Source organism: Blastococcus goldschmidtiae (assembly GCF_031845325.1).
Classification (GTDB): domain Bacteria; phylum Actinomycetota; class Actinomycetes; order Mycobacteriales; family Geodermatophilaceae; genus Blastococcus; species Blastococcus goldschmidtiae.
This window is the reverse complement of record NZ_JAVREI010000013.1, coordinates 41,743-64,881: the sequence shown is the minus strand read 5'-3', so window position 1 is coordinate 64,881 and position 23,139 is coordinate 41,743. Positions and strand designations below refer to the sequence as shown.

General features: G+C 73.9%; 19 protein-coding genes. 4 read left to right on the top strand and 15 right to left on the bottom strand.

The window, feature by feature from the left end; all coding sequences use genetic code 11:
- Window positions 1-51 precede the first annotated feature (51 nt).
- Window positions 52-1,284: a PucR family transcriptional regulator gene (locus tag RM425_RS16300; RefSeq protein WP_311346269.1), complete on the bottom strand. Its 1,233-nt coding sequence runs from the start codon at window positions 1,282-1,284 to the stop codon at window positions 52-54.
- A 256-nt stretch (window positions 1,285-1,540) separates the two neighbouring features.
- On the opposite strand from RM425_RS16300, the gene leuA reads away from it, so the two are divergent.
- The 3 genes from leuA to RM425_RS16285 all read left to right on the top strand — a co-directional run bounded on the left by leuA (window position 1,541) and on the right by RM425_RS16285 (window position 4,856).
- On the top strand, window positions 1,541-3,286 hold the full coding sequence (leuA, locus tag RM425_RS16295) for a 2-isopropylmalate synthase (protein ID WP_311346268.1): 1,746 nt from the start codon (window positions 1,541-1,543) through the stop codon (window positions 3,284-3,286).
- A gap of 95 nt (window positions 3,287-3,381) precedes the next feature.
- Entirely contained in the window at window positions 3,382-3,918 is a 537-nt protein-coding gene (locus RM425_RS16290) for an RNA polymerase sigma factor (RefSeq protein WP_311346267.1), read from the top strand.
- Window positions 3,915-4,856: a VOC family protein gene (locus RM425_RS16285; protein ID WP_311346266.1), complete on the top strand. Its 942-nt coding sequence runs from the start codon at window positions 3,915-3,917 to the stop codon at window positions 4,854-4,856. Before RM425_RS16290 ends, RM425_RS16285 begins: the two co-directional genes overlap by 4 nt.
- A gap of 53 nt (window positions 4,857-4,909) precedes the next feature.
- On the opposite strand, the gene mnhG is transcribed toward RM425_RS16285, so the two are convergent.
- From mnhG to RM425_RS16220, 13 genes are all read right to left on the bottom strand, one after another.
- On the bottom strand, window positions 4,910-5,353 hold the full coding sequence (gene mnhG, locus RM425_RS16280; RefSeq protein WP_311346265.1) for a monovalent cation/H(+) antiporter subunit G: 444 nt from the start codon (window positions 5,351-5,353) through the stop codon (window positions 4,910-4,912).
- On the bottom strand, window positions 5,350-5,691 hold the full coding sequence (locus tag RM425_RS16275; RefSeq protein WP_311346264.1) for a monovalent cation/H+ antiporter complex subunit F: 342 nt from the start codon (window positions 5,689-5,691) through the stop codon (window positions 5,350-5,352). The genes mnhG and RM425_RS16275 overlap by 4 nt, the downstream gene beginning before the upstream one ends.
- Window positions 5,688-6,275: a Na+/H+ antiporter subunit E gene (locus RM425_RS16270; protein WP_311346263.1), complete on the bottom strand. Its 588-nt coding sequence runs from the start codon at window positions 6,273-6,275 to the stop codon at window positions 5,688-5,690. Before RM425_RS16270 ends, RM425_RS16275 begins: the two co-directional genes overlap by 4 nt.
- Window positions 6,272-8,011: a Na+/H+ antiporter subunit D gene (locus tag RM425_RS16265; RefSeq protein ID WP_311346262.1), complete on the bottom strand. Its 1,740-nt coding sequence runs from the start codon at window positions 8,009-8,011 to the stop codon at window positions 6,272-6,274. Before RM425_RS16265 ends, RM425_RS16270 begins: the two co-directional genes overlap by 4 nt.
- Window positions 8,008-8,535 carry a Na(+)/H(+) antiporter subunit C gene (locus RM425_RS16260; protein ID WP_311346261.1) on the bottom strand — a complete coding sequence of 176 codons (528 nt, stop codon included), beginning with the start codon at window positions 8,533-8,535 and terminating at the stop codon, window positions 8,008-8,010. Before RM425_RS16260 ends, RM425_RS16265 begins: the two co-directional genes overlap by 4 nt.
- Window positions 8,532-11,408: a Na+/H+ antiporter subunit A gene (locus tag RM425_RS16255; protein WP_311346260.1), complete on the bottom strand. Its 2,877-nt coding sequence runs from the start codon at window positions 11,406-11,408 to the stop codon at window positions 8,532-8,534. Before RM425_RS16255 ends, RM425_RS16260 begins: the two co-directional genes overlap by 4 nt.
- Window positions 11,409-11,650: 242 nt before the next feature.
- Window positions 11,651-13,471 carry an ABC-F family ATP-binding cassette domain-containing protein gene (locus tag RM425_RS16250; RefSeq protein ID WP_311346259.1) on the bottom strand — a complete coding sequence of 607 codons (1,821 nt, stop codon included), beginning with the start codon at window positions 13,469-13,471 and terminating at the stop codon, window positions 11,651-11,653.
- Between the two features lie 96 nt (window positions 13,472-13,567).
- Window positions 13,568-15,490, bottom strand: coding sequence for a clostripain-related cysteine peptidase (locus tag RM425_RS16245; protein ID WP_311346258.1), 1,923 nt, complete (start codon window positions 15,488-15,490; stop codon window positions 13,568-13,570).
- Between the two features lie 158 nt (window positions 15,491-15,648).
- Window positions 15,649-16,536 (bottom strand): transglutaminase family protein, encoded by an 888-nt coding sequence (locus RM425_RS16240; protein ID WP_311346257.1) that lies wholly within the window; start codon window positions 16,534-16,536, stop codon window positions 15,649-15,651.
- A gap of 160 nt (window positions 16,537-16,696) precedes the next feature.
- A complete protein-coding gene (locus RM425_RS16235; RefSeq protein WP_311346256.1) occupies window positions 16,697-17,674 on the bottom strand; it encodes an alpha-E domain-containing protein in 978 nt (325 codons plus the stop codon).
- Complete coding sequence (locus RM425_RS16230; RefSeq protein ID WP_311346255.1) at window positions 17,668-19,278, bottom strand: circularly permuted type 2 ATP-grasp protein; 1,611 nt, start codon at window positions 19,276-19,278, stop codon at window positions 17,668-17,670. The genes RM425_RS16235 and RM425_RS16230 overlap by 7 nt, the downstream gene beginning before the upstream one ends.
- Window positions 19,279-19,343: 65 nt before the next feature.
- Window positions 19,344-20,108 carry a class I SAM-dependent methyltransferase gene (locus tag RM425_RS16225; protein ID WP_311346254.1) on the bottom strand — a complete coding sequence of 255 codons (765 nt, stop codon included), beginning with the start codon at window positions 20,106-20,108 and terminating at the stop codon, window positions 19,344-19,346.
- A gap of 34 nt (window positions 20,109-20,142) precedes the next feature.
- Window positions 20,143-21,159 (bottom strand): methylenetetrahydrofolate reductase C-terminal domain-containing protein, encoded by a 1,017-nt coding sequence (locus RM425_RS16220; protein ID WP_311346253.1) that lies wholly within the window; start codon window positions 21,157-21,159, stop codon window positions 20,143-20,145.
- A 149-nt stretch (window positions 21,160-21,308) separates the two neighbouring features.
- Between RM425_RS16220 and RM425_RS16215 the strand changes: the two genes are divergently transcribed.
- Window positions 21,309-22,310, top strand: a complete 1,002-nt coding sequence (locus RM425_RS16215; protein ID WP_311346252.1) for a pirin family protein — start codon at window positions 21,309-21,311, stop codon at window positions 22,308-22,310.
- Between the two features lie 67 nt (window positions 22,311-22,377).
- Here RM425_RS16215 and RM425_RS16210 read toward each other — a convergent pair whose 3' ends face one another.
- Window positions 22,378-23,139, bottom strand: coding sequence for a VOC family protein (locus RM425_RS16210; RefSeq protein ID WP_311346251.1), 762 nt, complete (start codon window positions 23,137-23,139; stop codon window positions 22,378-22,380).

Sequence of the window (23,139 nt, the reverse complement as noted above, 5' to 3'; positions counted from 1 at the left end):
GGGCGTCCGGGCAGCTCCGCCGCGCCGCGGTTGCCGGGTCGTGGCAGGGAGTCAGTCGTGGATCAGGGGCCGGTGCGGCCAGTCGAGCAGCCGGGCGCCGGTGACCGCGACGAGGAGGGACAGCTGGTCGGCCGGGTCCGTGACCGAGTAGCCGGTGAGCTCGCGGATCCGCTGCAGGCGGTAGGTGAGAGCCCGGACGCTGACGTGCAGCTGCCGCGCGGCGCCCGCTGCGTTCTGTCCGGCCGCGAAGTAGGCCTCGAGCGTGTGGACGAGCACCTCGGCACCACCGCGCGCCGCGCTCAGGGGCTCCAGGACGGCGCGGACCAGGTCGGTGATCGCGGTCTCGTCCCGGGCGAGCACGCGGTACACGAGGAGGTCGGCGGCGTGCACCACCTGCTGGGGGAGGTCGAGACGGCGGGCCATCTCGAGCGCCTCCACGGCCTCCTGCGCGGAGCGCTGCACTCCGCGCGGTCCGGCGTGCGGACGGCCCACCCCGGCGCGCCAGCGCCCGCCCGCCGTGTGGCCGGCGAGCACCGACCCCGCGACCTCGGCCAGCGAGCGGCCGAGGTCACCGCTCTGGCGGGCGGACGAGGTCGCCGGGCAGGACAGGACGGACACCACCCGGCCGTCCTTGGCCGCGACGAGCAACCCGTGCCCTCCGAACCGGGCGCGCGCGGCATCCTCGACGCCTGCCGGGATGCCCGTGCCGGCATCGATCGGCCGGTCGGACTCCGTCACCACCACGACGTTGCCCGCGGCCAGCCGGAGGCCGTAGACCTCGGCGCGCTCGATCAGCGGGGCGACGTCGGACCGCCCGGTCAGCAGGTCGTCCACGAACTCGCGGCGGGATGCCTCCTCCCGCCGGACCAGCAGGCGCTGCGCCTCGACGTTGCCGGCGCTCAGCGCGGCCAGCGCGGCGTCGGCGGCCTGCCACACCGCCTCTCCGATCCCGAGCAGCTCGGCTGCGTGCACCTGCCTGCCCCGGACGGCGCCGACCAGCTCGGGCAGCTGCGACCACAGCCGCCGGGACGCGCTCATGTACACGTCGACGAGCTCGGGCAGACCGACCCCCAGGGCGACGGCCTCGGCGCCCAGGGAGCGGCAGGCGGACTCCTCCACCGCGCTCAGCCGGCGCCCGGTCCGCGCCACGTCCAGGAGCGCGGGCAGGTAGCCCTCCAGCAGGAGGCCGGGCACGCCGTGGCGGGCGGTGGCCGCGACGGCCACCTCGGTCAGGGCGCGCCGGACGTCGACGCCGCCGGCCACCGCCTTCTCCGCACCGCTCACGCGCGCCACTCTGCCTGCCGGACGGCGCCCCCGGCCAGCCGCCGCCACGCGGCCCTCCACCGGCCGGATTCGCACGCCCGGCACCGGAGCGCTGCTACCGTGGGCGCGTGCGCGGCAGCCTCCTGCTTACCCGCCGCGGCGAGGCCCTCTCCTAGGTCGGCCCCCTCGCCGCGGTGTCCCGCCGTGACCGCCCCACCGGCGCCTGCTGACCGCCCCACCGGAGCTGAGTCCAGCCCGCGCCAGAGGAGCACTTCCCGTGAGCACGAACCCCCACCCCGCCCATCCCCACGCGCGCCATCCGCAGCAGCCCTCGCGGATGCCGATCCACCGCTACGCCCCCTTCACCCCCGTCGTCCTGGCCGACCGCACGTGGCCCGACGCGGTCACCACCCAGGCCCCGCGCTGGTGCGCGGTCGACCTGCGCGACGGCAACCAGGCGCTGATCGACCCGATGACCCCCGACCGCAAGCGGCGGATGTTCCAGCTGCTGGTCGGCATGGGCTACAAGGAGATCGAGGTCGGCTTCCCGGCGGCCAGCCAGACCGACTTCGACTTCGTCCGGCAGCTGATCGAGGACGATCTCGTCCCCGACGACGTCACCATCCAGGTGCTGACCCAGGCCCGGGACGAGCTCATCGAGCGGACCTTCGAGTCCCTGCGCGGGGCGAAGCAGGCGATCGTCCACCTGTACAACTCGACGTCCACCCTGCAGCGGCGCGTGGTCTTCGACTCCGACCGCGCCGGCATCGTCGACATCGCCGTGCACGGCGCCCGGGTGGTGCGGAAGTTCGCCGAGCAGATGGGCGACACCGACATCCGCTTCGAGTACTCCCCCGAGTCCTTCACCGGCACCGAGCTCGACTTCGCCGTCGAGATCTGCGACGCCGTCACCGACGTCTGGGAGCCCACCCCCGACCGGCCGACGATCCTGAACCTGCCGGCGACGGTCGAGATGGCCGAGCCGACCGTCTACGCCGACCAGATCGAGTGGATGCACCGCAACCTGGGCCGGCGGGACTCCGTCGTCCTGTCCCTGCACCCGCACAACGACCGGGGCACCGCCGTGGCCGCCGCCGAGCTGGGCTACCGGGCGGGCGCGGACCGCATCGAGGGCTGTCTGTTCGGCAACGGCGAGCGCACGGGCAACGTCGACCTGGTCACCCTGGGCCTGAACCTGTTCAGCCAGGGCATCGACCCGCAGATCGACTTCTCCGACATCGACGAGATCCGCCGCACGGTCGAGTACTGCAACCAGCTGGGCGTCCACGAGCGGCACCCCTACGGCGGCGACCTGGTCTACACCGCCTTCTCCGGCTCCCACCAGGACGCCATCAACAAGGGCTTCAAGGCGCTGGACGCCGACGCCGCGGCCGCCGGCACCACCGTCGACCGGATGCCGTGGGCCGTGCCGTACCTGCCGATCGACCCCAAGGACGTCGGCCGCAGCTACGAGGCCGTCATCCGGGTGAACAGCCAGTCCGGCAAGGGCGGCGTCGCCTACATCATGAAGACCGAGAACCACCTCGACCTGCCCCGGCGGCTGCAGATCGAGTTCAGCGCCGTCATCCAGCAGCACACCGACGACGAGGGTGGCGAGGTCACCGCCGGGCAGATGTGGGCGGCGTTCTCCAGCGAGTACCTGCCCGACCCCGACGCCCCGTGGGGCCGGTTCGGGCTGGCCGGTCACCGGCACACCGCCAACGGCGACGGGTCCGACGAGATGGTCGTGGAGCTGGTCGACGCCGGGGTGCCCGTGACCCTCGAGGGCCGCGGCAACGGGCCGATCGCCGCGTTCGTCGACGCCCTGCACAGCGTCGACGTCGACGTCCGGGTGCTCGACTACGCAGAGCACGCCCTGTCCGCCGGCGGGGACGCCCGCGCCGCCGCCTACGTCGAGTGCGCCGTCGGCGACCGCGTCCTGTGGGGCGTGGGCATCGACGCCAACATCGTCACCGCGTCGCTGCGCGCCGTCGTCTCGGCGGTCAACCGGGCACAGCGGTAGCGGAAGAACCCCTCCGCCCCCTACCCCTGGCACGCTCGGGGCAGGATCCTGCGGAGGGGCCGTCGGAAAGCGGGCGCCCCGGACGACGGAGGGGCATGAGCAGCCCGGGATCGCGCGCGGTGGGACCACCGCCCGATCCCGGGCTGCTGTCGCTCTACGACTCCGCCCTCCCCGAGGTCTACGGCTACCTGCTCGCCCGGTGCGGCCGCCGCGCGCTGGCCGAGGACCTCACCGCCGAGACCTTCCTCGCCGCCGTCCGCGCGGAGCGGGACGGCGGCGGGCCCACCACCGTGGCCTGGCTGATCGGCACCGCGCGGCACAAGCTCGTCGACCACTGGCGCCGGCTGGAGCGCGAGGAGCGCGGACTGCGGTTGCTCGAGGGCGGCACCGACGCCGCCGACGACCCCTGGGACGACGAGCTCGACGCGCTGCGCGCCCAGCAGGTGCTCGAGCAGCTCTCCCCCGCCCACCGGGCCGCGCTCACCCTCCGGTACCTCGACGACCTCCCCGTCCCCCGGGTCGCCGCCCTGCTGGACCGCACGCTGCACGCCACCGAGGCCCTGCTCGTCCGCGCCCGCGCCGCGTTCCGCCGCCAGTACGAGTCCACCGAGCAGCCGGGAGGTGCCCCGTGACCGATCCCGAGCGGCCGTTCCGGGCCCTGGCCCGCCCCACGACTCCCGTCGACCCCGATCCCGCCTACGCCGCCGCGCTGCGCGACCGGCTCCGCCGCGAGCTGCTCGAGCAGGCGCCCGCTGTCCCCACCGCTGTGCCGGCCACCCGCCCCACCACCGCTGTGCCGGCCACCCGCCCCACCACCCCGACGAGGAGGACCACCATGTCCGCGATCACCCCGTACCTGGTCGTGCGGAACGCCCGTGCCGCCATCAGCTGGTACGCCGAGGCCTTCGGCGCCCGTCCGGTCGGCGACCCCTACCTCGACGGCGACCGCGTCGGGCACGCCGAGCTGGAGCTCGCCGGCGCCACCCTCTACCTCGCCGACGAGTACCCGGAGTACGGCCTGAGCGGGCCGGGGGACGGCAAGCCGCCGGTCTCCCTGCACCTGTCGGTGCCCGACGTCGACGCCGCCATGAGCCGCGCCGAGAGCGCGGGGGCGGCGGTCGAGCGGCCCGCCACCGACGAGCCCTACGGCCGCGGCGGCCGGCTCATCGATCCCTACGGCCACCGCTGGATGCTGCAGAGCTCCCCGGCCGCCCCGCCCGCACCCACCCCGGCCCCCAGGCCCGGGGACGCGGTCTACCTGACCCTCCACGTGCCCGACGGCCGGCGGGCGCTGGACTTCTACGGCGCCGTCCTCGGGTGGACCGCGGTGCCGGGCAGGGTGCCCGACGGCTGGCAGGTCGAGGGGCCCACGCCCATGGTGGGCATCGGCGGTGGCAGCAGCGAGCCGGGCACGGTGCCGATGTACGCGGTCGACGACATCGACGCCGCGGTCGCCGCCGTCCGGACCGCCGGCGGCGAGGCCGGGGAGATCGAGCGGCAGTCCTACGGGCTGGGGGCCCTGTGCCGGGACGACCAGGGTCTGCCCTTCTGGCTGGGCCAGCTGGGGTGAGGACCCCGTTCCTCCCACCCCTCGCACGCTCGGGGCGAGCCTCCGAACGGGGCCTACCGGAGCTCGCCGTCCTCGCGCCGGCTCCGGGCGAGCGCGTCTCCGGGCGCCTGCGGCGGCGCATCGGCCGGCTCGTCGCCGCGGTGCACCTGGTCGGGGCGCACGTCGGTGCGCAGCTCGTCCACCAGCAGCCGGTCGCGGCGCACGTGCCGACGCCGGTACGCCACCCGGCTGATCATGTGCGCGCTCACGGGTGCGGTGAGCATCTGGAAGACCGCGACCAGCAGCAGCATCCAGGTGGCCGACCAGCCCTGGAGCCGGATGGCGGCACCCACCATGATCAGCAGGACGCCGAGCACCTGCGGCTTGGTGCCCGCGTGCATCCGGGTGAGGACGTCGGGGAAGCGCAGCAGGCCCAGCCCCGCGGTGAGGCACAGGAACGACCCGAGCAGCAGCAGGACGACCGCCAGGACGTCGGGCACCGAGTCGATGTCGTTCACCGGTCCGCCTCCTGGCTCCGGGCGAGCCGTTCCTCGGCCGCCTCGGGCAGACCGACGTCCTGGCCGTCGTCGGAGGAGCGGATCAGCATGCCGCCGATGTACCGGGCGACCGACACCGATCCGACGAAGGCCAGCAGCGAGACCACCACGAGCACCGGGACCACGGTCGGGTCCCGGTCCAGCCCGGCGTGGACCGCGAGCCCGGCGGCGATGATCACCAGGAGCGTGTCGGTGGCGACGACGCGGTCCAGCAGGGACGGCCCCCGGCCCAGCCGGACGAGGGCGAGCAGCGCCCCGATGCCGAGCATCCCGTAGGCCAGCCAGTAGACGACGGTCACGGCGTCCTCCTCCCGTCGCCCGAGACGCGGGTCCCGGGCGGGGTGTCGAGCGCCGCGACCTCGTCCGGGGAGCCGAAGGCCCGCACCACGCGCTCCTCCTCGGCCAGCACCGAGGCGCGCTGGCGCTCCACGTCGCTCTCGTCACCGACGTGCAGGATGTGCAGCGCCAGGGTGCGTTCGTCCCGGTCCAGGTCGATCACCATCGAGCCGGGCACCAGCGTGAGCGACTCGGACAGGATGGTGAGCAGCAGGTCGGAGTCGGTGCGCAGCTGCACGGTGATGATCGCGCTCCGGTCGATGCCCGAGGGCCGCACGGTCTGCCAGGCCACCTGCGCGCCGGAGCTGATCAGGTCGCCCACGAAGTGCCCCACGAAGCGCACCAGGGCCACGGGGCGCAGGCGCGCGCCGCCGACGACGGGCGGCAGGGGCAGCAGCAGCGTCACGGCGAGCGCGACGACCATGCCGCCGAGCAGGTTCGCCCACGACCACGTGCCCCACAGCAGGTTCCAGACCAGCACGAGCCAGACCAGCAGCGGCAGCTGGTGCCGCAGCCGGTGTCCGGTGCCGATGGCCGCCTCGGTCACGGCGCGTCCTCCAGACCGACGACCGCGGAGATGTAGGGCGTCCGGTCCAGCAGGTCACCGGCCGCCCGCTGGGCCACCCCGTACAGCGGCCCGGCCAGCGCCGTCAGCGCGACCGTCACCACCACCATCACCGCGGTCGACCCGACCATCACGCGCGGCAGCGGCTCCAGCGACGGCCCGCGCGGGTCGTCCTGACCGAGGCCGTCGGTGACCGGCGAGGTGGCCATGGCGACGGCGGTGTGCCGCTCCCACGCCGCACGCCGGGCCAGGGCACGTCCACCGGAGGGGCTGCTGTCGGGCTCCTTCTCCCCCGCGGGCTCGGCCTGCTCCTGCACCTCGGGCAGGGGCGCGGGCGCGAGCTCGGGCCCGGAGTCCTGCGCCGCGGCCTCGAACGTGTCGCCCTCCGGCGCCTGCGCCGGGGGCCGCCAGAAGGCGCGCGTCCACACCCGGGAGATGGCCAGCAGGGTCAGGAGGCTGGTCACGGCACCGCCGGCCACGAGGACGACCGGCAGCCAGCCGCCGTCGGAGATCCCCGCCTCCATCAGCCCCAGCTTCCCGATGAAGCCGGAGAAGGGCGGGATCCCGGCGAGGTTCATCGCCGGGACGAAGTACAGGATCGCCAGCACCGGGGACGCCGTCGCCAGTCCGCCGAGCCGGTCGACCGAGGTGGAACCGCCCTGCCGCTCGACCAGCCCCGCGACGAGGAAGAGCGTCGTCTGGATGGCGATGTGGTGGACGACGTAGAAGATCGCCCCGGCCAGGCCCGCCTGCGAGGCCAGCGAGATGCCGAAGATCATGTAGCCGATGTGGCTGACCAGCGTGAAGGACAGGATCCGGCGGATGTCGGTCTGGGCGACCGCGCCGAGGATGCCGATCAGCATCGTCGCCAGCGCCGCCCACATCAGCACGCCGTCCAGCGCGCCCCCGGGGAACAGCAGCGTCTGGGTCCGGATCACCGCGTAGACCCCGACCTTCGTCAGCAGGCCGGCGAACACCGCGGTGACCGGCGCCGGGGCGGTCGGGTAGCTGTCGGGGAGCCAGGCCGACAGCGGGAAGACCGCCGCCTTGATGGAGAAGGCGATCAGCAGCACCGACTGCAGCAGCAGCTGGGTGCCCTCGGGCAGCTCCGCCAGGCGCACGGCCAGCTGGGCCAGGTTCACCGTGCCGGTGGCCGCGTACACGAGCGCGATCGCGGCGAGGAAGAGGAGCGAGCTCAGCAGGCTCACGACGATGTAGGTGATGCCGGCGCGGATCCGTGGCGCCGACCCGCCCAGGGTGAGCAGGACGTAGCTCGCGGTCAGCAGGATCTCGAAGCCGACGTAGAGGTTGAACAGGTCGCCGGCCAGGAAGGCGTTGGCGACGCCGGCGATCAGCACCAGGAACGTCGGGTGGAAGATCGAGATCGGCGTCTCCTCGTCGCCGTCGGCAGCGCCCTGCCCCACGGCGAAGATCAGCACCCCGAGCGCCACCGTCGCCGCGACCACGAGCATCAGCGCGGACAACCGGTCGACGACCAGCACGATGCCCAGGGGCACCGGCCAGCCGCCGACGGAGATCGCCTCCGCGCCGTCGGCGTCCGCCAGGACGAGCAGCGCCACCGACACGGCCAGCACCGAGCCCAGCACCAGGATGCTGAGCGTCCGCTGGGTCCGCGGGTGCCGGCCGCCGACGAGCAGGGCCGCTGCCGCGCCGAGCAGCGGCAACAGGACCGGCAGGGGCGTGAGGACGCTGATCACCGGTTCCTCCCCCGCGTCGGGGGCAGGTCGACGTCGTCGGAGGGGATGCCCGCGTAGTTCTCGGCCAGGCCGCGCTCCACGTCGGCGTCGGCCGCGAAGGTGTCCTCGTGCATGGCCGGCCGGTCCTCGGGAGCCAGGTCGTCGGGGTCGATGTCGTCGGCGTCGGTGGCCGACCGGCGGGCGATGCGGCGGTCCTCCTCGTCGATCTCGACCACCTCCTGCCGCACCAGCCGCCACGACCGGTAGATGAGCGCCAGCAGGAAGGCCGCGATCCCGAAGGTGATCACGATGGCGGTCAGGATCAGCGCCTGCGGCAGCGGATCGCCTATCTCGTCGGCCTCGGCGTACCCGAGGATCGGGGCCAGGCCGGAGGGCCCGCCGGCGGACAGCAGGAGCAGGTTGGTCGCGTTGCCGAGCAGCAGAAAGCCGAGCAGCACGCGGGTGAGGCTGCGGTCGAGCAGCAGGTAGACACCGGCCGCGTAGAGGCCCCCGATAATCACCGGCAGGACGACGGTGGGGGTCATCGCGCGATCACCTCGCCGGGGACGACGTCGATCGGGTCGTGCTCGTCGGCCTGTCGGTCCAGCTCGGCGCCGAGACTGCGCAGGATGTCGAGCACCAGGCCGACCACGATCAGGTAGACGCCGATGTCGAAGAACAGAGAGGTGACCAGCTTGACGTCGCCCAGCACCGGCAGCGTCGTCTCCAGGATCGCCGTCTCCAGCACCTCGGCGCCCAGCATCAGGCCGATGGCCCCCGTGCCGCCGGAGACAAGCAACCCGACGCCGAGGAGCAGACCCGGGTCGACCGGGGCGGCCTCACCGAGCTCGTAGCGGCCGCCGGCCAGGTAGCGCAGCACGAGGGCGAGACCAGCGACGAGGCCGCCGGCGAAGCCGCCGCCGGGCTCGTTGTGCCCGCTGAACAGCAGGAAGACCGAGAAGACCAGGATGGTGTGGAACAGGATCCGGGTGATCACCTCGAGGATCACCGACCGCCGTTCGGGCGCCAGCGACGCGGTGGCGGACAGCCACTGCCCGCGGGGGGCGCGCGGTGAGGGGGTCTCCTGCTGCGCCAGCTCCCCCGGGTCCAGCCGGTCCACCGCGCCGGTCCGCTTCCGCAGGAAGACCAGGCTGGCCACCCCCGTGGCGGCGACGACGAGCAGCGAGATCTCGCCCAGGGTGTCCCAGGCGCGGATGTCGACCAGCGTCACGTTCACGACGTTCTGCCCGCCACCTAGCTCGTAGGCGGCCTCGGGGTAGTCCACCGACACCGGCGTCGCGGTGCGGGCGCTCGCCGCCACCGCGCCGGCCGCGGCCATCAGCGCCCCGACCGCCACCGCGAGCACGGCGCGGCCGGCCCGCTCGCGGGGGCGGTGCCGCTCGGTGATGTCCTTGGGCAGCTTGCGCAGCACCAGCACGAAGACCACGAGGGTGAGCGTCTCGACGAGGAACTGGGTCAGCGCCAGGTCCGGCGCGCCCGCGAGGGCGAAGAGCACGGCCAGCCCGTAGCCGGCGACGCCGACGACCAGGACGGCGGACAACCGCTGCCGGATGCGCAGCGCCAGCCCGGCGGCCACCAGCACGACCGCTCCCACCAGGGCCTGGACGGGGCTGTCCCACGCCCGCCACTCCTCCGGCCACGGCGCGCGGAACAGCAGCACCGACCCCGGCAGCACCAGGACGACGACGAGGATGGTGCCGAGGTAGGCGGGCAGAGAGCCGCGCTGCGTCGTCCCGGTGACCAGGACCGCGAGCCGGTCGAGGGCCTGCAGGGTGTTCCAGTAGCCCTCGTCGGCCGACGCCCCGACGGCCACCCGGCGCTGGGCGCGGAACACCCTCCGCCGGCCGGCGAACAACAGCGCTCCGCCGGCGATCGTGAGCGCCGACAGCAGCAGGGCCGGCTGCAGCCCGTGCCACAGCGCGAGCTTCTCCGCCTCGGGCACCAGCAGCGGCAGGGTGTCGGCGTACCCGGCGACCAGCGGCTCGAGCAGCGGGCTGAACGGGCCGGCGAGGAGCCCGACGAGGGCAAGCACCGCGGGCGCGACGAGGAAGAGTCTCCCCGGCGGGTGGATCAGCGCGGTGTCGGCGCACCCCGGCTTGCGGGCGAAGGCGCCCCACAGGAACCGGGCGGTGTACGCGGCGGTGAGCACCGAGCCCAGCACCAGCCCGACGAGGACTCCGACGGCGGCGGTGCGGTCGGGCAGGCCGCCCTCCCACAGCGCGGTGAACGCCGCCTCCTTGCCGACGAAGCCCAGCAGCGGCGGGAGCCCGGCCATGGACGCCGCCGCCAGCGTGCCGATAGCGGCGACGACCGGGAGGCGGCGGCCCAGCCCGGAGAGCGTGCGCAGGTCCCGCGTGCCGGTGGCGTGGTCGACGACGCCCACGGTGAGGAAGAGCGTGGACTTGAACAGGGCGTGCGCCAGCGTCATCGCCAGGCCGGCGGCGGCCAGCTCCCGGCTGCCGGCGCCCACCAGCGTCATGAGGAAGCCCAGCTGGCTGACCGTGCCGAAGGCCAGCAGCAGCTTGATGTCGTTCTGCCGCAGCGCGCGGTAGCCGCCGACGAGCATGGTGGCCAGCCCCAGCCCCAGCACGATCGGCCGCCAGCCGGGCACCTCGGCGAACCCGGGGGCAAGCCGGGCGACCAGGTAGATGCCTGCCTTCACCATGGCCGCGGCGTGCAGGTAGGCGCTGACCGGGGTCGGGGCCTCCATGGCGGCGGGCAGCCAGAAGTGGAACGGGATCATCGCCGACTTCGTCACCGCCCCGGCGAGGACGAGCACCGTGCCGGCGACCAGGAAGGGGCCGCTGCCCGGGTCCGCGACGACCTCGGAGAGCAGGTAGCTCCCGCTGGTCTCGCCGAGCATGATCAGGCCGATCAGCATGGCCAGCCCGCCGGCGGTGGTGAGGATCAGCGCCTGGCCGGCGGCCCGGCGGGCGGCCAGCTTGGTGCCCGCACCGCCGATGAGCAGGTAGGAGAAGACGGTGGTCAGCTCCCAGAACACGTAGAGCAGCAGCAGGTCGTCGGCCAGGACGAGCCCGAGCATGGAGCCCGCGAACGCGGTGAGATTGCCGGCGAACCGGGCGCTGCCCTCGTCCCCGGGCTCGAAGTAGCGGGCGCAGTAGAGGAGCACCAGCGAGCCGACGCCGGTGACCAGCAGCGCGAAGGTCAGCGACAGGGCGTCCAGCCGCAGGGCGACCTCGAGGTCCAGGGTCGGCACCCAGCGGATGCTCCGGTCCACCGTTCCGCCGCCGGTCACCGTCCTCAACTGCGTCAGGACCCAGACGAAGGCCGCGGCCGGGACCAGGGCCAGCGCGAGGAACGCGTCCCGCCCCCACCGGCGCACCAGCACGGGCGCCAGGACGGCGGCGACCAGGTGGAGGAGCAGGAGTGCGTGCACGGGTCTCCGGGAGTCATGGGTGGGCTCGGGGACGACCACAGACGTCGGGGGACACCGGCGGTGCCCCAGGTTACCGCGATGGGCTCACCGCCCGCCCGGCGTGACCAGCCGGCGAGCGGCCACGATCAGGTCACCTGATCGTCGAGCGTCCTCCCTCACCGCAGACGGTGAGGGAGGACGCGTCGCGATGAGGGAGGACGCCGCGAGGGCGAGGCCGACGCCGTGCCGGTGAGGCGGGCGCGTCAGCCCTCGGCGAGCTCCGAGGCGGCCAGCCAGGCCTCCTCGACCTCGTCCTTCTCCGCGTGCAGCGCCTTGAGCTGGGCGTCGAGCTCGGCGGCCTTCGCGTAGTCCGTCGCCGCGGCCGCGAGCTGCTCGTGCAGCTTCTTCTCGTCGGCGTCCAGCTTGAGCATCCGGCGCTCGAGCCGGCCGACCTCCTTCTTCGCCGCCCGGGCGTCGGCGGCCGAGACGGCCGGGCCCGCGGTCGACGGGGCCCCGACCGGACGGGTGCCACCGCTGCCGGCCGCCGTGGTCAGCGGCGCCCCGCCGGCCGCCCGGCGGCGCAGGTACTCGTCCACCCCGCCGGGCAGCTCGGCCAGCGAGCCGTCGCCCAGCAGTGCGACGACCTTGTCGCAGACCCGGTCCACGAAGTAACGGTCGTGGCTGACCACCAGCACCGTGCCGGGGAAACTGTCGAGCAGGTCCTCCAGCGCGGTGAGGGTGTCGATGTCCAGGTCGTTCGTGGGCTCGTCGAGCACCAGCACGTTCGGCTCGGCCATGAGCAGCCGGAGCAGCTGCAGCCGGCGCCGCTCGCCACCGGAGAGGTCACCGACCGGCGTCCACTGCCGGTTCGCCGCGAAGCCGAAGCGCTCGGCCAGGGTCGAGGCGGAGATCTCCTGATTGCCGATGCGCGCCAGCCGGGCGACGTCCTGCACCGCCTCCAGCACCCGGGCCTTCGGCGGCAGCTCGGTGACGTGCTGCGACAGGTAGGCCGGCGCCACGGTCTGCCCGACGACGATCGTGCCCGCGTCCGGCTTCGTCTCGCCGACGAGCAGCTTGAGCAGCGAGGTCTTGCCGGCGCCGTTCACGCCGACGATGCCGATCCGGTCACCCGGGCCGACGTTCCAGCTGAGGTCCTCGAACAGGGTGCGCGGCCCGTCGTCCGTGGGGACCGCGTAGGCGACGTCCTCGACGTCGTAGACGGTCTTGCCCAGGCGCCGGGCGGCGAAGCCCTTGAGCGCCATCGCGTCCCGCGCCGGGGGCTCGTCGGCGATCAGCGCCTGCGCCGCCTCGATGCGGAACTTCGGCTTGCTGGTCCGGGCCGGCGGGCCACGGCGCAGCCAGGCCAGCTCCTTGCGCACCAGGTTCTGCCGCCGCTCCTCGGTGACCGAGGAGATCCGCGCCCGCTCCGCGCGGGCCAGCGTGTAGGCGGAGTAGCCGCCGTCGTAGGCGTGCACGCTGCCGTCGGCGACCTCCCACGTGGTGGTGCAGACCTCGTCGAGGAACCACCGGTCATGGGTGACGACGACGAGGCCGCCGGCGCGCTGGTTGACGTACTCGGCCAGCCAGGCGACCCCCTCGACGTCGAGGTGGTTGGTCGGCTCGTCGAGCACCAGTAGGTCCAGCGGGCGGATGAGCTGGGCGGCCAGCGCGACCCGGCGCCGCTCACCACCGGACATCGGGGCGACCGGGGCGTCCAGGCCCATCCGGTCCAGCTCGAGCCCCGCGAGCACGCTGCGGACGGCGGGGTCGGCGGCCCACTCGTGCTCGTTCGCGAACATCGTCGTCGGGAGCACGACGTCTCGGACCGTCGTCCCCGCCGGCAGGGTGCCCAGCTGGTCGAGCACCCCCATGGCGAGGTCGCCGCGGCGGGTGACCCGGCCGGAGTCGGGCTCGTCGGTGCCGGTCAGCAGCGAGAGCAGCGTGCTCTTGCCGCCGCCGTTGCGGCCCACGACACCGATCCGCTCGCCCGCGGCGACGCCCAGGGAGACGTCGTCGAGGATCACGGTCGTGCCGTGTGCCTTGTGCACCCGCTCGAGGTTGACCAGATTCAGGGGTGCGCTCATCACCGCCCAGTATCCCCCGCCTGGTGACGGCCTGGAACGGCCGCCCTTCAGGGCCCCGCGCCGAGCCTGCGAGGCGTGGGGGGAAGGGCGGTCCTTCTAGGGGACGACCACCTCCGTGGAGACCGAGTCGCTGTTGCCGCCGAAGTCGGTGACGGTCAGCTGGGCGTACAGCGGGGTGCCGCTCTCCAGGGGCTCGAAGCCGTACTGCAGGTTCGGCAGGTCGGCGAACAGGCCGACGTCGGTGGCCGGCTCCCAGGACTCGGTGCCGTCGGGGGCGACCACCAGCAGCTTGGGCACGATGATGCCCTCGGGGTCGGTGGTGAGCTCGCCGTACGTGCCGGCCTCCGTGTTCGCGTAGTAGGTCTCGTTGAGCACGTCGCCCGACTCGGGGTCGAACGCGATGGTCAGCGTGACGTCGCGGTACTCCTCGTCCTCGCCCGGCGCGTAGTAGGCCAGCGGGACGTCGATGGTGGCGGACCCGGCGTCCTCGTCCCCCCAGGTCACCGTGAGGTAGGCGTACGAGGTGTCGACGCCGTCGCTGATCGTCATGGCGGTGAGGTCGTAGCTGCCCAGGACGGTCCCGGACCCGTCGTCCGAGACCTCCGCCTGCTCCTCCCCGAAGAAGGTGACCGACCCGTCCTCGCCCACCTCGCCGTAGCTGATCGAGGACCACACCACGTTGTCCTCGGCCGCCGCGTCGAAGACTGCCTCGAGGTTGAGCCCGTAGTCGTCGAAGTAGGACTCCACCTCGCCGTCGGCCGTCTCGAAGCTGGGCTTCCGGTCCTCCGGGATCGCGGACCCGGCCTCGAAGTAGCTGGACAGGAAGCCACCCCAGGCCTGCGCGCTCTCCACCGACGCGTAGTCGGCGTTCAGCAGGTCCTCGGTCGGCGGGAAGTAGATCGACAACCCGCTGGCGCCCTGCGCCGCCGGCCCGGCCACCTTGTACGGGACGGCGTCGTTGATCGCCCGGATCAGCGCATCGGCCTGGTCGGAGACGTCGAGGGCGTCCACGCCGATCTGCGCCGCGAGCAGGCCGAGGTCGGCCATGTGGGTGTCGACCGTGGGGTCGGGGTCCCGGCCGAAGGAGAGCACCTCGGCGCGCTCGCGCCCCACCACGGGGGCGACGTCCGCCGCCCGCTCGCTGAGCGCGTCGCTGAAGTCGGCGACGGCGGCGTCGACGTCGCCCATCCGGTTCAGGTCGACCATCGAGAGGGTGATGTCCGCGCCGGTGCCCTGGGCCTGCGCCTGAGCGGCGAACCCGTCGATGATCGACTTCCCCAGCGTGTCCACGTCCACGGCCGGGTCGTCCGCGGCGACCTGGAAGGCCCGGTAGTCCCAGCCGTGGCCGGGCTCCAGCTCCTGGCTGGCGATCATCCGGTCGGCCAGCGGCGCCATCATGCTGGCCGTCTCGTACGTGGCCATCAGGCAGGCGTCGAAGCCGAGCAGGTCCAGCTTGTCCAGCCCGGCCTGCTCCAGCCCGTCGCTGATGCCGCCGCGCAGCTCCTCGAGGGAGAGCACGCTGTGGTCGGAGCCCTCGTCACCGCCCACGCCCGGCCAGGCGGCGCCGTGATTGCTGATGACCAGCGCGTACTTCTCGGCGGGGTGGTCGGCGATGCCCTGGGCGATGAACTCGGCCAGCGGCGCGGGGTCACCGGTGTCCACGTCGCCGAGCTCCTCGAGCTCCTCGGCGCTGCCCTGTCCGATGGAGACGTACTTGGCGCCCACCCAGTCGTCGATGCCCAGCATCGGGTCGCTGCTGTAGTCCTCGGCGCGGTCGACCATGGCCGCGACCTGCAGGTTCTCGTTCGATCCGACCTCGGCGAACTCCGCGAGGTCGGCGAGCAGGTAGGGCTCGAGGTCGGTGTCGGCGATCGAGTAGACGAGCACCGTCCAGCCCTCGCCCTCGGCCGCGCGCTCGGTGGCCGCCTCCTCGGTGGCCGCCTCCTCGGGCTCGCTCGTGCACCCCGCAGCCACCAGCACGCACGCCGCCACACCCAGCACCGACCACCGACGACGCATGAACCCTCATCCGCTCCGCCCGCGCCGACCGGCCGGGGCACCCGCGGCATCCTGGCAGCTCAGGGGCGTGTAGTCACTCCATCGCCGCGCGGCGCGCCGTGGCCCCCTGCAGGGGCCCGTCGCGAGCCTGCGAGCGATGGGGGGCAGGGGGTCCTTTCTCAGGCGAGGCGGGTGACCTCCACGGTCACCGTGTGCCCCTCGCTGCGCGGACCGGAGAACAGCCCCTTGAACGGCGGGACGTCGCCGTAGTCGCGCCCCCGGCCGAGGGTGACGTGCCGGTTGCCGATCGGGACGGAGTTGGTGGGGTCGAAGCCGTTCCAGCCGCCGTCCCACCACTCGACCCAGGCGTGGCTCTCCCCGGTCACGGCGGCGCCGATCCCCCCGTCGGGCCGGGGGTGCAGGTAGCCCGAGACGTAGCGGGCCGGCAGGCCGAGCGCCCGGAGGACGCCGACGGTGACGTGCGTGATGTCCTGGCAGACGCCCAAGCCCCGGGTCCAGGCCTGCATCGCATTGGTCTTCACGTTCGTGGAGCCCGACAGGTACTCCATGTGGTCGTGCACGAACCGGCACACCAGCGGTCCGGCGTCGTGCGGGATCGCGTCGCCGACGACGTCCCGGGCGGCCGCGACGACGTCGTCGTCGATGGCGGTCAGCGACGTCGGGGCGAGCAGCTCGCCGAACTGCTCGCGCACCTCCCGGCCGGCCAGCCCGGCCCAGCCCAGCCGGTCGTGCGCGGCCAGGTCCGGTCCGGCCTCCACGATCGACGTGCCGGTGACCACGAGCTCCGCGTGCGGGGTGTGCAGGTCGAAGGCGGTCACCGTCGAGCCCCAGTAGTCGCGGTAGGGGTAGGCGGTGGCCCCCGGCTCGATCTCCACCTTCGAGCGCAGCGTCGTCTGCCGGGCGCTGTTCTCCGGCGTCAGCCGGGCCTCGTTGTAGGACGAGCGCACCGGTCCGCTGTAGTGGAAGCGGGTGCGGTGCACGATCTGCAGCCGCCAGCGGGAGCCGGGGGTGCGCGCGGCGGGGACCTGCGTCTGGAACTGGGTCATCGCCCGCTCACCGCCCCCCGTTCGCTCCCGCGGGGCGCTCCGGTCCTCGCTCGCATGCCCAGGCCGTCTCCGCGGTCGATCCGCTCCTCGCTCGTTCCTCGCTGCGATGCTCCCTCCCTGTCGGCGGCCGCCTCGCTGCGATGCTCACGCCCCTGTCCGCTCACCCTGCCTCCTCCGTCGCCCACACCTGCGGGGCCTGCTCGGTGAAGAAGCGGTGGGTCACCGCGGCGCTCGCCGCCGAGGAGGTGCGCTGCAGTTCCTCCAGCCGTGCGGGCAGCTGCGCCAGCAGGTCGGGGGTGCTCATGAACTCCAGCATCGTGCGGGCCCTGCCGACGATGCGGTGGGCCTCGCCCGCCACGCCGACCCGGGCGGCGTCCCGCACCGTGGAGCGCTCCAGCTCCGCCAGGCACGCCTCGGCCTGCTCCAGCGAGGCGAACACCGACCGCGGGAAGAGCCGGTCCAGCAGCAGGAACTCCGCGGCCCGGCTGGAGTCGACCACGCCGCGGTAGGTGCGCAGGTAGGGCTCGTAGGCGCCGGTGGAGCGCAGCACCAGCGTCCAGGAGGGCGCCGCGTCACCGGCCAGCACGCGGGTGGAGAGCATCCGCGACGTCATGTCCACCCGCTCCAGCGAGCGGCCCAGGATGAGGAACAGCCAGCTCTCGTCGCGGCTCATCGTGGCGTCGGCCAACCCGAACACCATCGCCGAGCGCTCGCGCACGAACCGGAACAGCGAGTGCGGGCCGTACCGGCGGGCCATGGTGCGCTGCTGCGGCAGCGCGTTGTGCGTGACGTTGAGCGACTCCCAGATCTCGGCGCTGAGCACCTCGCGGGCGCCCCGGGCGTTCTCGCGGGCGGCCGACAGCGCGCCCACGATCGAGCTGGGGCTGGCCCGGTCGAATGCCAGAGCGGCCAGCACCCGCTCGGTGTCGGCCTCCGGCTGCGTTTCTTCCCGCCCCTCCACCCCGACGGCATCCGGGGAGCCCATCAGCGCCAGCAGGTTCGCGCACGCCCGGCGCTCGTCGATCCACGGGTCCTCGACCAGGCGCTGGGTGTGCACGTCGAGGATCCGGGCGGTGTCGTCGGCCCGCTCCACGTAGCGGCCGATCCAGAACAGCGACTCCGCGATCCGGCTCAGCATCCTGCGCCCCCCGCCGGTCGCGACTGCTGCTGCTGCTGGGACTGGGCGAGTGCGTTGTCGTTGACCGGGCCCGGGTCCTGCGCCGGCGGCTCGTCGGGCAGGTCGGCCGCGGTGAACTCGATGGTGGTGAGGTCGCGCGCCGGGTCCTCGGCCGCATCGTCGTCCACCGGACGCGGGCGGCTGAGCACCCAGGTGTCCTTGGAGCCGCCGCCCTGGCTGGAGTTGACCACCAGCTCCCCCTCGGGCAGCGCGACGCGGGTCAGCCCGCCGGGCAGCACCCACACCTTCTCGCCGTCGTTGATCGCGAACGGCCGCAGGTCGACGTGCCGCGGCGCGATCCGGCCACCGATCAGCGTCGGGCAGGTGGACAGGCCGATGGGCTTCTGCGCGATCCAGTCCCGGGGGGTGGCGCGGACCTTGACGGCCAGCTCCTCGAGCGTCTTCTCGTCCGCCCGGGGCCCGATGACGATGCCCTTGCCGCCGGAGCCGTCGACCGGCTTGAGCACCAGCTGGTCCAGCGACTCCAGCACCCACTCGACGGTGTCGCGGTCGTCGAGCCGGTGGGTCTCGGCGTTCTGCAGCACCGGCTCCTCCCCCAGGTAGTACCGGATCAGGTCGGGCACCCAGGTGTAGAGCAGCTTGTCGTCGGCAACGCCGTTGCCCACCGCGTTGGCGATCGTGACCCGGCCGGCGCGGGCGGCGTTGAGCACCCCGGCGCAACCGATCACCGAGTCGGGCCGGAAGTGCACCGGGTCCAGGAACTCGTCGTCGATGCGGCGGTAGATGACGTCGACGCGGCGCTGCCCGTCCGTCGTCCGCATGCTCACCTGGTTGCCGGCGCAGACCAGGTCGCGGCCCTCGACCAGCTCGACGCCCATCTGGCGGGCCAGCAGCGCGTGCTCGAAGTAGGCGGAGTTGTAGACCCCCGGGGTGAGGACGACGACGGTCGGGTCGGCGGCGTTCGAAGGCGCGGCGGCCTTGAGGGCGGCCAGCAGCCGGGTCGGGTAGTCGTCGACGGGCTGGATGCGGTGGTCGGCGAACAGCTCGGGCAGCACCTGGCTCATCGCCGCCCGGTTGGTGATGACGTAGCTGACCCCGGACGGCGAGCGCAGGTTGTCCTCGAGCACGCGGAAGTCACCGGCCTCGTCGCGCACCAGGTCGATGCCGCTGACGTGCACGCGGACGCCGTTCGGTGGGACCAGCCCGTGCGCCTGCCGGTGGAAGTGCGCGCTCGTCGTCACCACGCTGCGCGGCACGACCCGGTCGGCGAAGACGTGGCCGGCGCCGTAGACGTCGTCGAGGAAGGCCTCCAGCGCCAGCACCCGCTGGGCGACGCCGCGCTCGATGACGTCCCACTCCTCGGCGCCGATGACGCGCGGCACGATGTCGAGCGGGAAGGGCTGCTCCTCGCCCGCGTGGGCGAAGGTCACACCGGCGTCGCGGTAGGTCTGGCTGAGCAGGTCGGCCCGTGCGGCGAGCTCCTCGCCGTCGATCGGCTGCAGCGAGGCGAACAGGCCCGCGTAGGCGGGCCGGGGATCACCGACGGCGCCGAACATCTCGTCCCACTGCTGCCCCAGGAGGTAGCCGTCGAAGAGGTCAGCCATGGGCCCGAACCTAGTTCGGGGATGTGTCCCGCGCGTTTCGGAGCAGCGACCCCGCGACCTGCACCTCAGCGGGCGACGGCGACGGCGAGCCAGGGGCGCAGCGCGCCGTCGGAGAGCAGCCGGCCGACCCGCCCCGAGTTCTCCTGCGCCTGCCGGAACGCCGGGTCGTCCCCGTGCCGGCGCTCGACCTCCGCGTCGACGGCGTCGGCCGCCTGCATCCATTCCTCCGGGCTGTCGGAGGGATCCACCTCGGCGGTCTCGAGCAGCTCGAATCCGGCGTCGCCCAGCAGTCGGCGCGTCTCGGCCTCCGACGGGAACTCGTTGCCCTCCGGTGGCGCCGAGGGAAGCGGCCCGTCGGCGACGAACACCAGCAGGCCCAGGCGCCCGCCCTCGACCAGCACCCGACGCAGCTCGGCCAGCGCACCCGCCTTGTCCGAGGTCGTGCAGAGGACCCCGAGGCACTCCGCGACGTCGAACGACGCGTCGGCGAAGGGCAGCTGCTGGCCCAGGGCCACGACCGAGCGCAGCCCGAACAGCCGCCGGGAGGCCCGCACCGCCGCGGCCATCGGCTCCGCGCAGATCGGCCGCACCCCCCGCTCGGCCGCCAGCCAGGCGGCGGGGCCGCCCACGCCCGCGCCCGAGTCGAGCACCCGGCTGCCGGGGTGGAGCTCCAGCCGGTCGGCCAGCCAGCGCAGCGCCCCCTCGCTGCCGCTGCCGCGGCACCCGGCCGGGATCGCATGACCCCGCCCGAGCGCCCGGACGGCCTCCTCGGTCCAGCCGGCGACGGTGTCGAACTCCGCCTCCATCGCTTCGCTCTCGAGCTCCGTCATGCGTCCGCTGCCTCCGGTGAACTCGCGAGCTCGTTCACTGCCCACCTCTCAGTTCCGTCGCGACCGCGGCCTTGACCCGCGCGCCGTCGTCCTCACCCCGCTCCGAGCCCATCCCGGAGAGGTTCACTCCGACGACGCCCTCGACCGCGAGCAGGGCGCGCGCCTCCTCGACGGCGGCCGCGATGCCGGCCGCCCGCGGATCGGACGACGCCAGCACGCGCTCGACCCGGTCGTCGTCCAACTGCAGCCCGGGGAAGCGCTGCAGCACGCGCGCCGAGCGCTCGTCGGTGTAGACGGCCACCCCGGCGACGAAGGGCAGCGTCGCGCCGGCCGCCCGCGCCGCGGCGACGAACTCGGCGACCCGCGCCGGGCTGCGCACGTGGTTGAGGACGCACAGCTGCGCCCCGGCCCGCTGCTTGACCGCGACCCGCGCGGGGCGTGCCGCCACCGGCGGCGCCTCCGGTGACTCGGGCACGGCGACCGCCAGCCCCGTCCCGGCGGCGAGCGCGGCCAGCCGCGGGCCGTCCAGGTCGAACACCTGCGTCACGCCGGTGCGGACGCCCGGGCCGCGGGCGTCGCCGGTGACGCACAGGACGCCGTCGGCGCCGAGGGCGGCGAGCCCGGCCAGCTCCTGCTCGAGCACCACGCGGTTGCGGTCGCGGCAGGCCAGCGTCGTCCACAACCGGCCACCGGCCGCATGGACCCGGGCGGCCATCATCGTGGGCGGGACGTCCGGGCGGTTGGCGTGCTCGCCGGCCAGGAGCGCGTCCGAGACGGGGGCCAGCACCTCGACCACGCGACGCACCGAGTCGGCGTCGAACGGCGCCGTCGTCAGGTCGGTGAGGACGACGGGGCCGCGCGCGGCGGCGGCCAGCAGCCCACTCGTGGCGACCGGCTCGACCGGCGGCTCCGGCCAGGCCGGCACCGGGCCGTCGACGAAGACGCAGCGGTGCTCGGCCACCTCGCAGCGGGCGCCGGCGCGCACCCCGCCGCACGGACCGAAGACCATGCGCTTGGGGCAGCCGAGCCGGGGTGGGAGGAGGTCCGGCACCGTCCGGCCGTGTCCGCTGCGGAGTGCGGTGAAACCCCGGGAGGGACGCGCGCCGGTGCCCCACGTCCTGCGGAACCGCCGTCGGGAAGCTTTCGGGAACCGCCCGGGTTACGGTGTCACTAGTTGAACTCTCAACCGAGGAGGTCGGCATGCCTGCCGTCACCGTCGAGGACACCACCACACTGGCCCGCGTCCCGCTCCCGGGGCCGGGCACCGTCCGCCGCCGGACCCGCTCGGTCACCACCGCGCCGTCGGGTTTCGAGGGCGAGGGGTTCCCGGTGCGCCGGGCGTTCGCCGGCGTCGACCTCCGCGATCTGGACCCCTTCATCCACATGGACCAGATGGGCGAGGTGGAGTACGCGCCCGGTGAGCCCAAGGGCACGTCGTGGCACCCGCACCGCGGCTTCGAGACCGTCACCTACATCATCGACGGCACCTTCGAGCACGCCGACTCCCACGGCGGCGGGGGCACGATCAGCAACGGCGACACCCAATGGATGACCGCCGGCGGGGGTGTCCTGCACATCGAGCGCCCTCCGGAGCAGCTCATCGCCAGCGGCGGCCTGTTCCACGGTCTGCAGCTGTGGGTCAACCTGCCCCGGGCCCAGAAGTGGGTGGAGCCGCGCTACCAGGACCTGCGCGCGCAGGAGTCCGTCCTGCTCGCCAGCGCCGACGCCGGCGCACTGCTCCGGGTGATCGCAGGCGACGTCGCCGGCGCCACCGGACCGGGGTCCACCTACACGCCGATGGGCATGGTGCACGCCACCGTCTCCCCCGGCGCCACCCTCGACCTGCCGTGGCGCCCGGACTTCAACGCCCTCGTCTACGTGCTGTCGGGTGCCGGGTCGGTGGGCATCGACGGAGCACCGGTCCGCACCGGCCAGCTCGCGGTGCTCGGCCCCGGGGACACCGTGACGATCAACGGCGCGGTGCACCAGGAGTCGCGCACGCCGGCGCTCGACGTCGTCGTCCTCGGTGGCGCGCCCATCCGCGAGCCGATCGCCATGGCCGGGCCCTTCGTCATGAACTCGCGGCACGAGGTCCTCGATGCGTTCGAGGACTTCCAGAAGGGGCGGCTGGGTTCGATCCCCGCCGCCTACGGCCGCCGCGAGCCGATGCCGCACGCCGGTGTCCGCGGCGGGACCGGCTGACCCGACGCTCGTCCGGCGCCGGCTCCTCCGAACATCTCCTCGGAGGGGCCGGCGCCGTGGTGCCTGCTCAGCCCCGGGCGGGAAGCTCCATGACCGAGAACGGGGCGCCCCAGGGGTCCTCGAGCACGGCGAACCGGCCGAACTCGGTGTCCTCCGGGGTGTGCAGCACCTTCCCGCCCGCTCCCTCGACGGCTCCGACCACGCCGTCGGTCGAGGACACCGCGAAGCACACCGTCCAGCCCGCGGGCAGGCCGGGCGACACCCCGCCCAGCCCGCCGAGCGGGTCGCCTCCGGTGCCGAAGGTCGCGTAGGGCGCCATGCCCCCCATCGCCTGCCACTGGAAGCCGAACACCGCGGTGTAGAACCGCTGCGCCGCGTCCGTGTCCTCGACGGCGGCCTCGTTCCACACCAGAGCGCCGGGCTCGTTGTACCGCTGCACGCCGGTGTGCTCGCCCGACTGCCACAGCCCGAACGCATGGCCCTGCGGGTCCAGCGCGATGACCATCGTGCCCAGCGGGCCGATCTCCATGGGCTCGACGACGACGGTGCCGCCGGCGTCGCGAATGCGTCCGACCGTCGCCGCGGCGTCGTCGGTCGCGAAGTACGTCGTCCAGGACGGCGGGTCACCCTCGCCCATCAGCGGACCGAGGCCGGCGACCTGCGCGCCGTCCTTGTCCGCGTTGGCGTAGCCGCCGTACTCCTCGTCGCCGCCGGTCCAGGACCAGCCGAACAGGTCGGCGTAGAACGCCTTCGCGCTGTCCAGTTCGCCCGCGCCGTAGTCGATCCAGCAGGGGGTGCCGGCCGGCCAGGCGGTGTCTCGTGTGGGCAT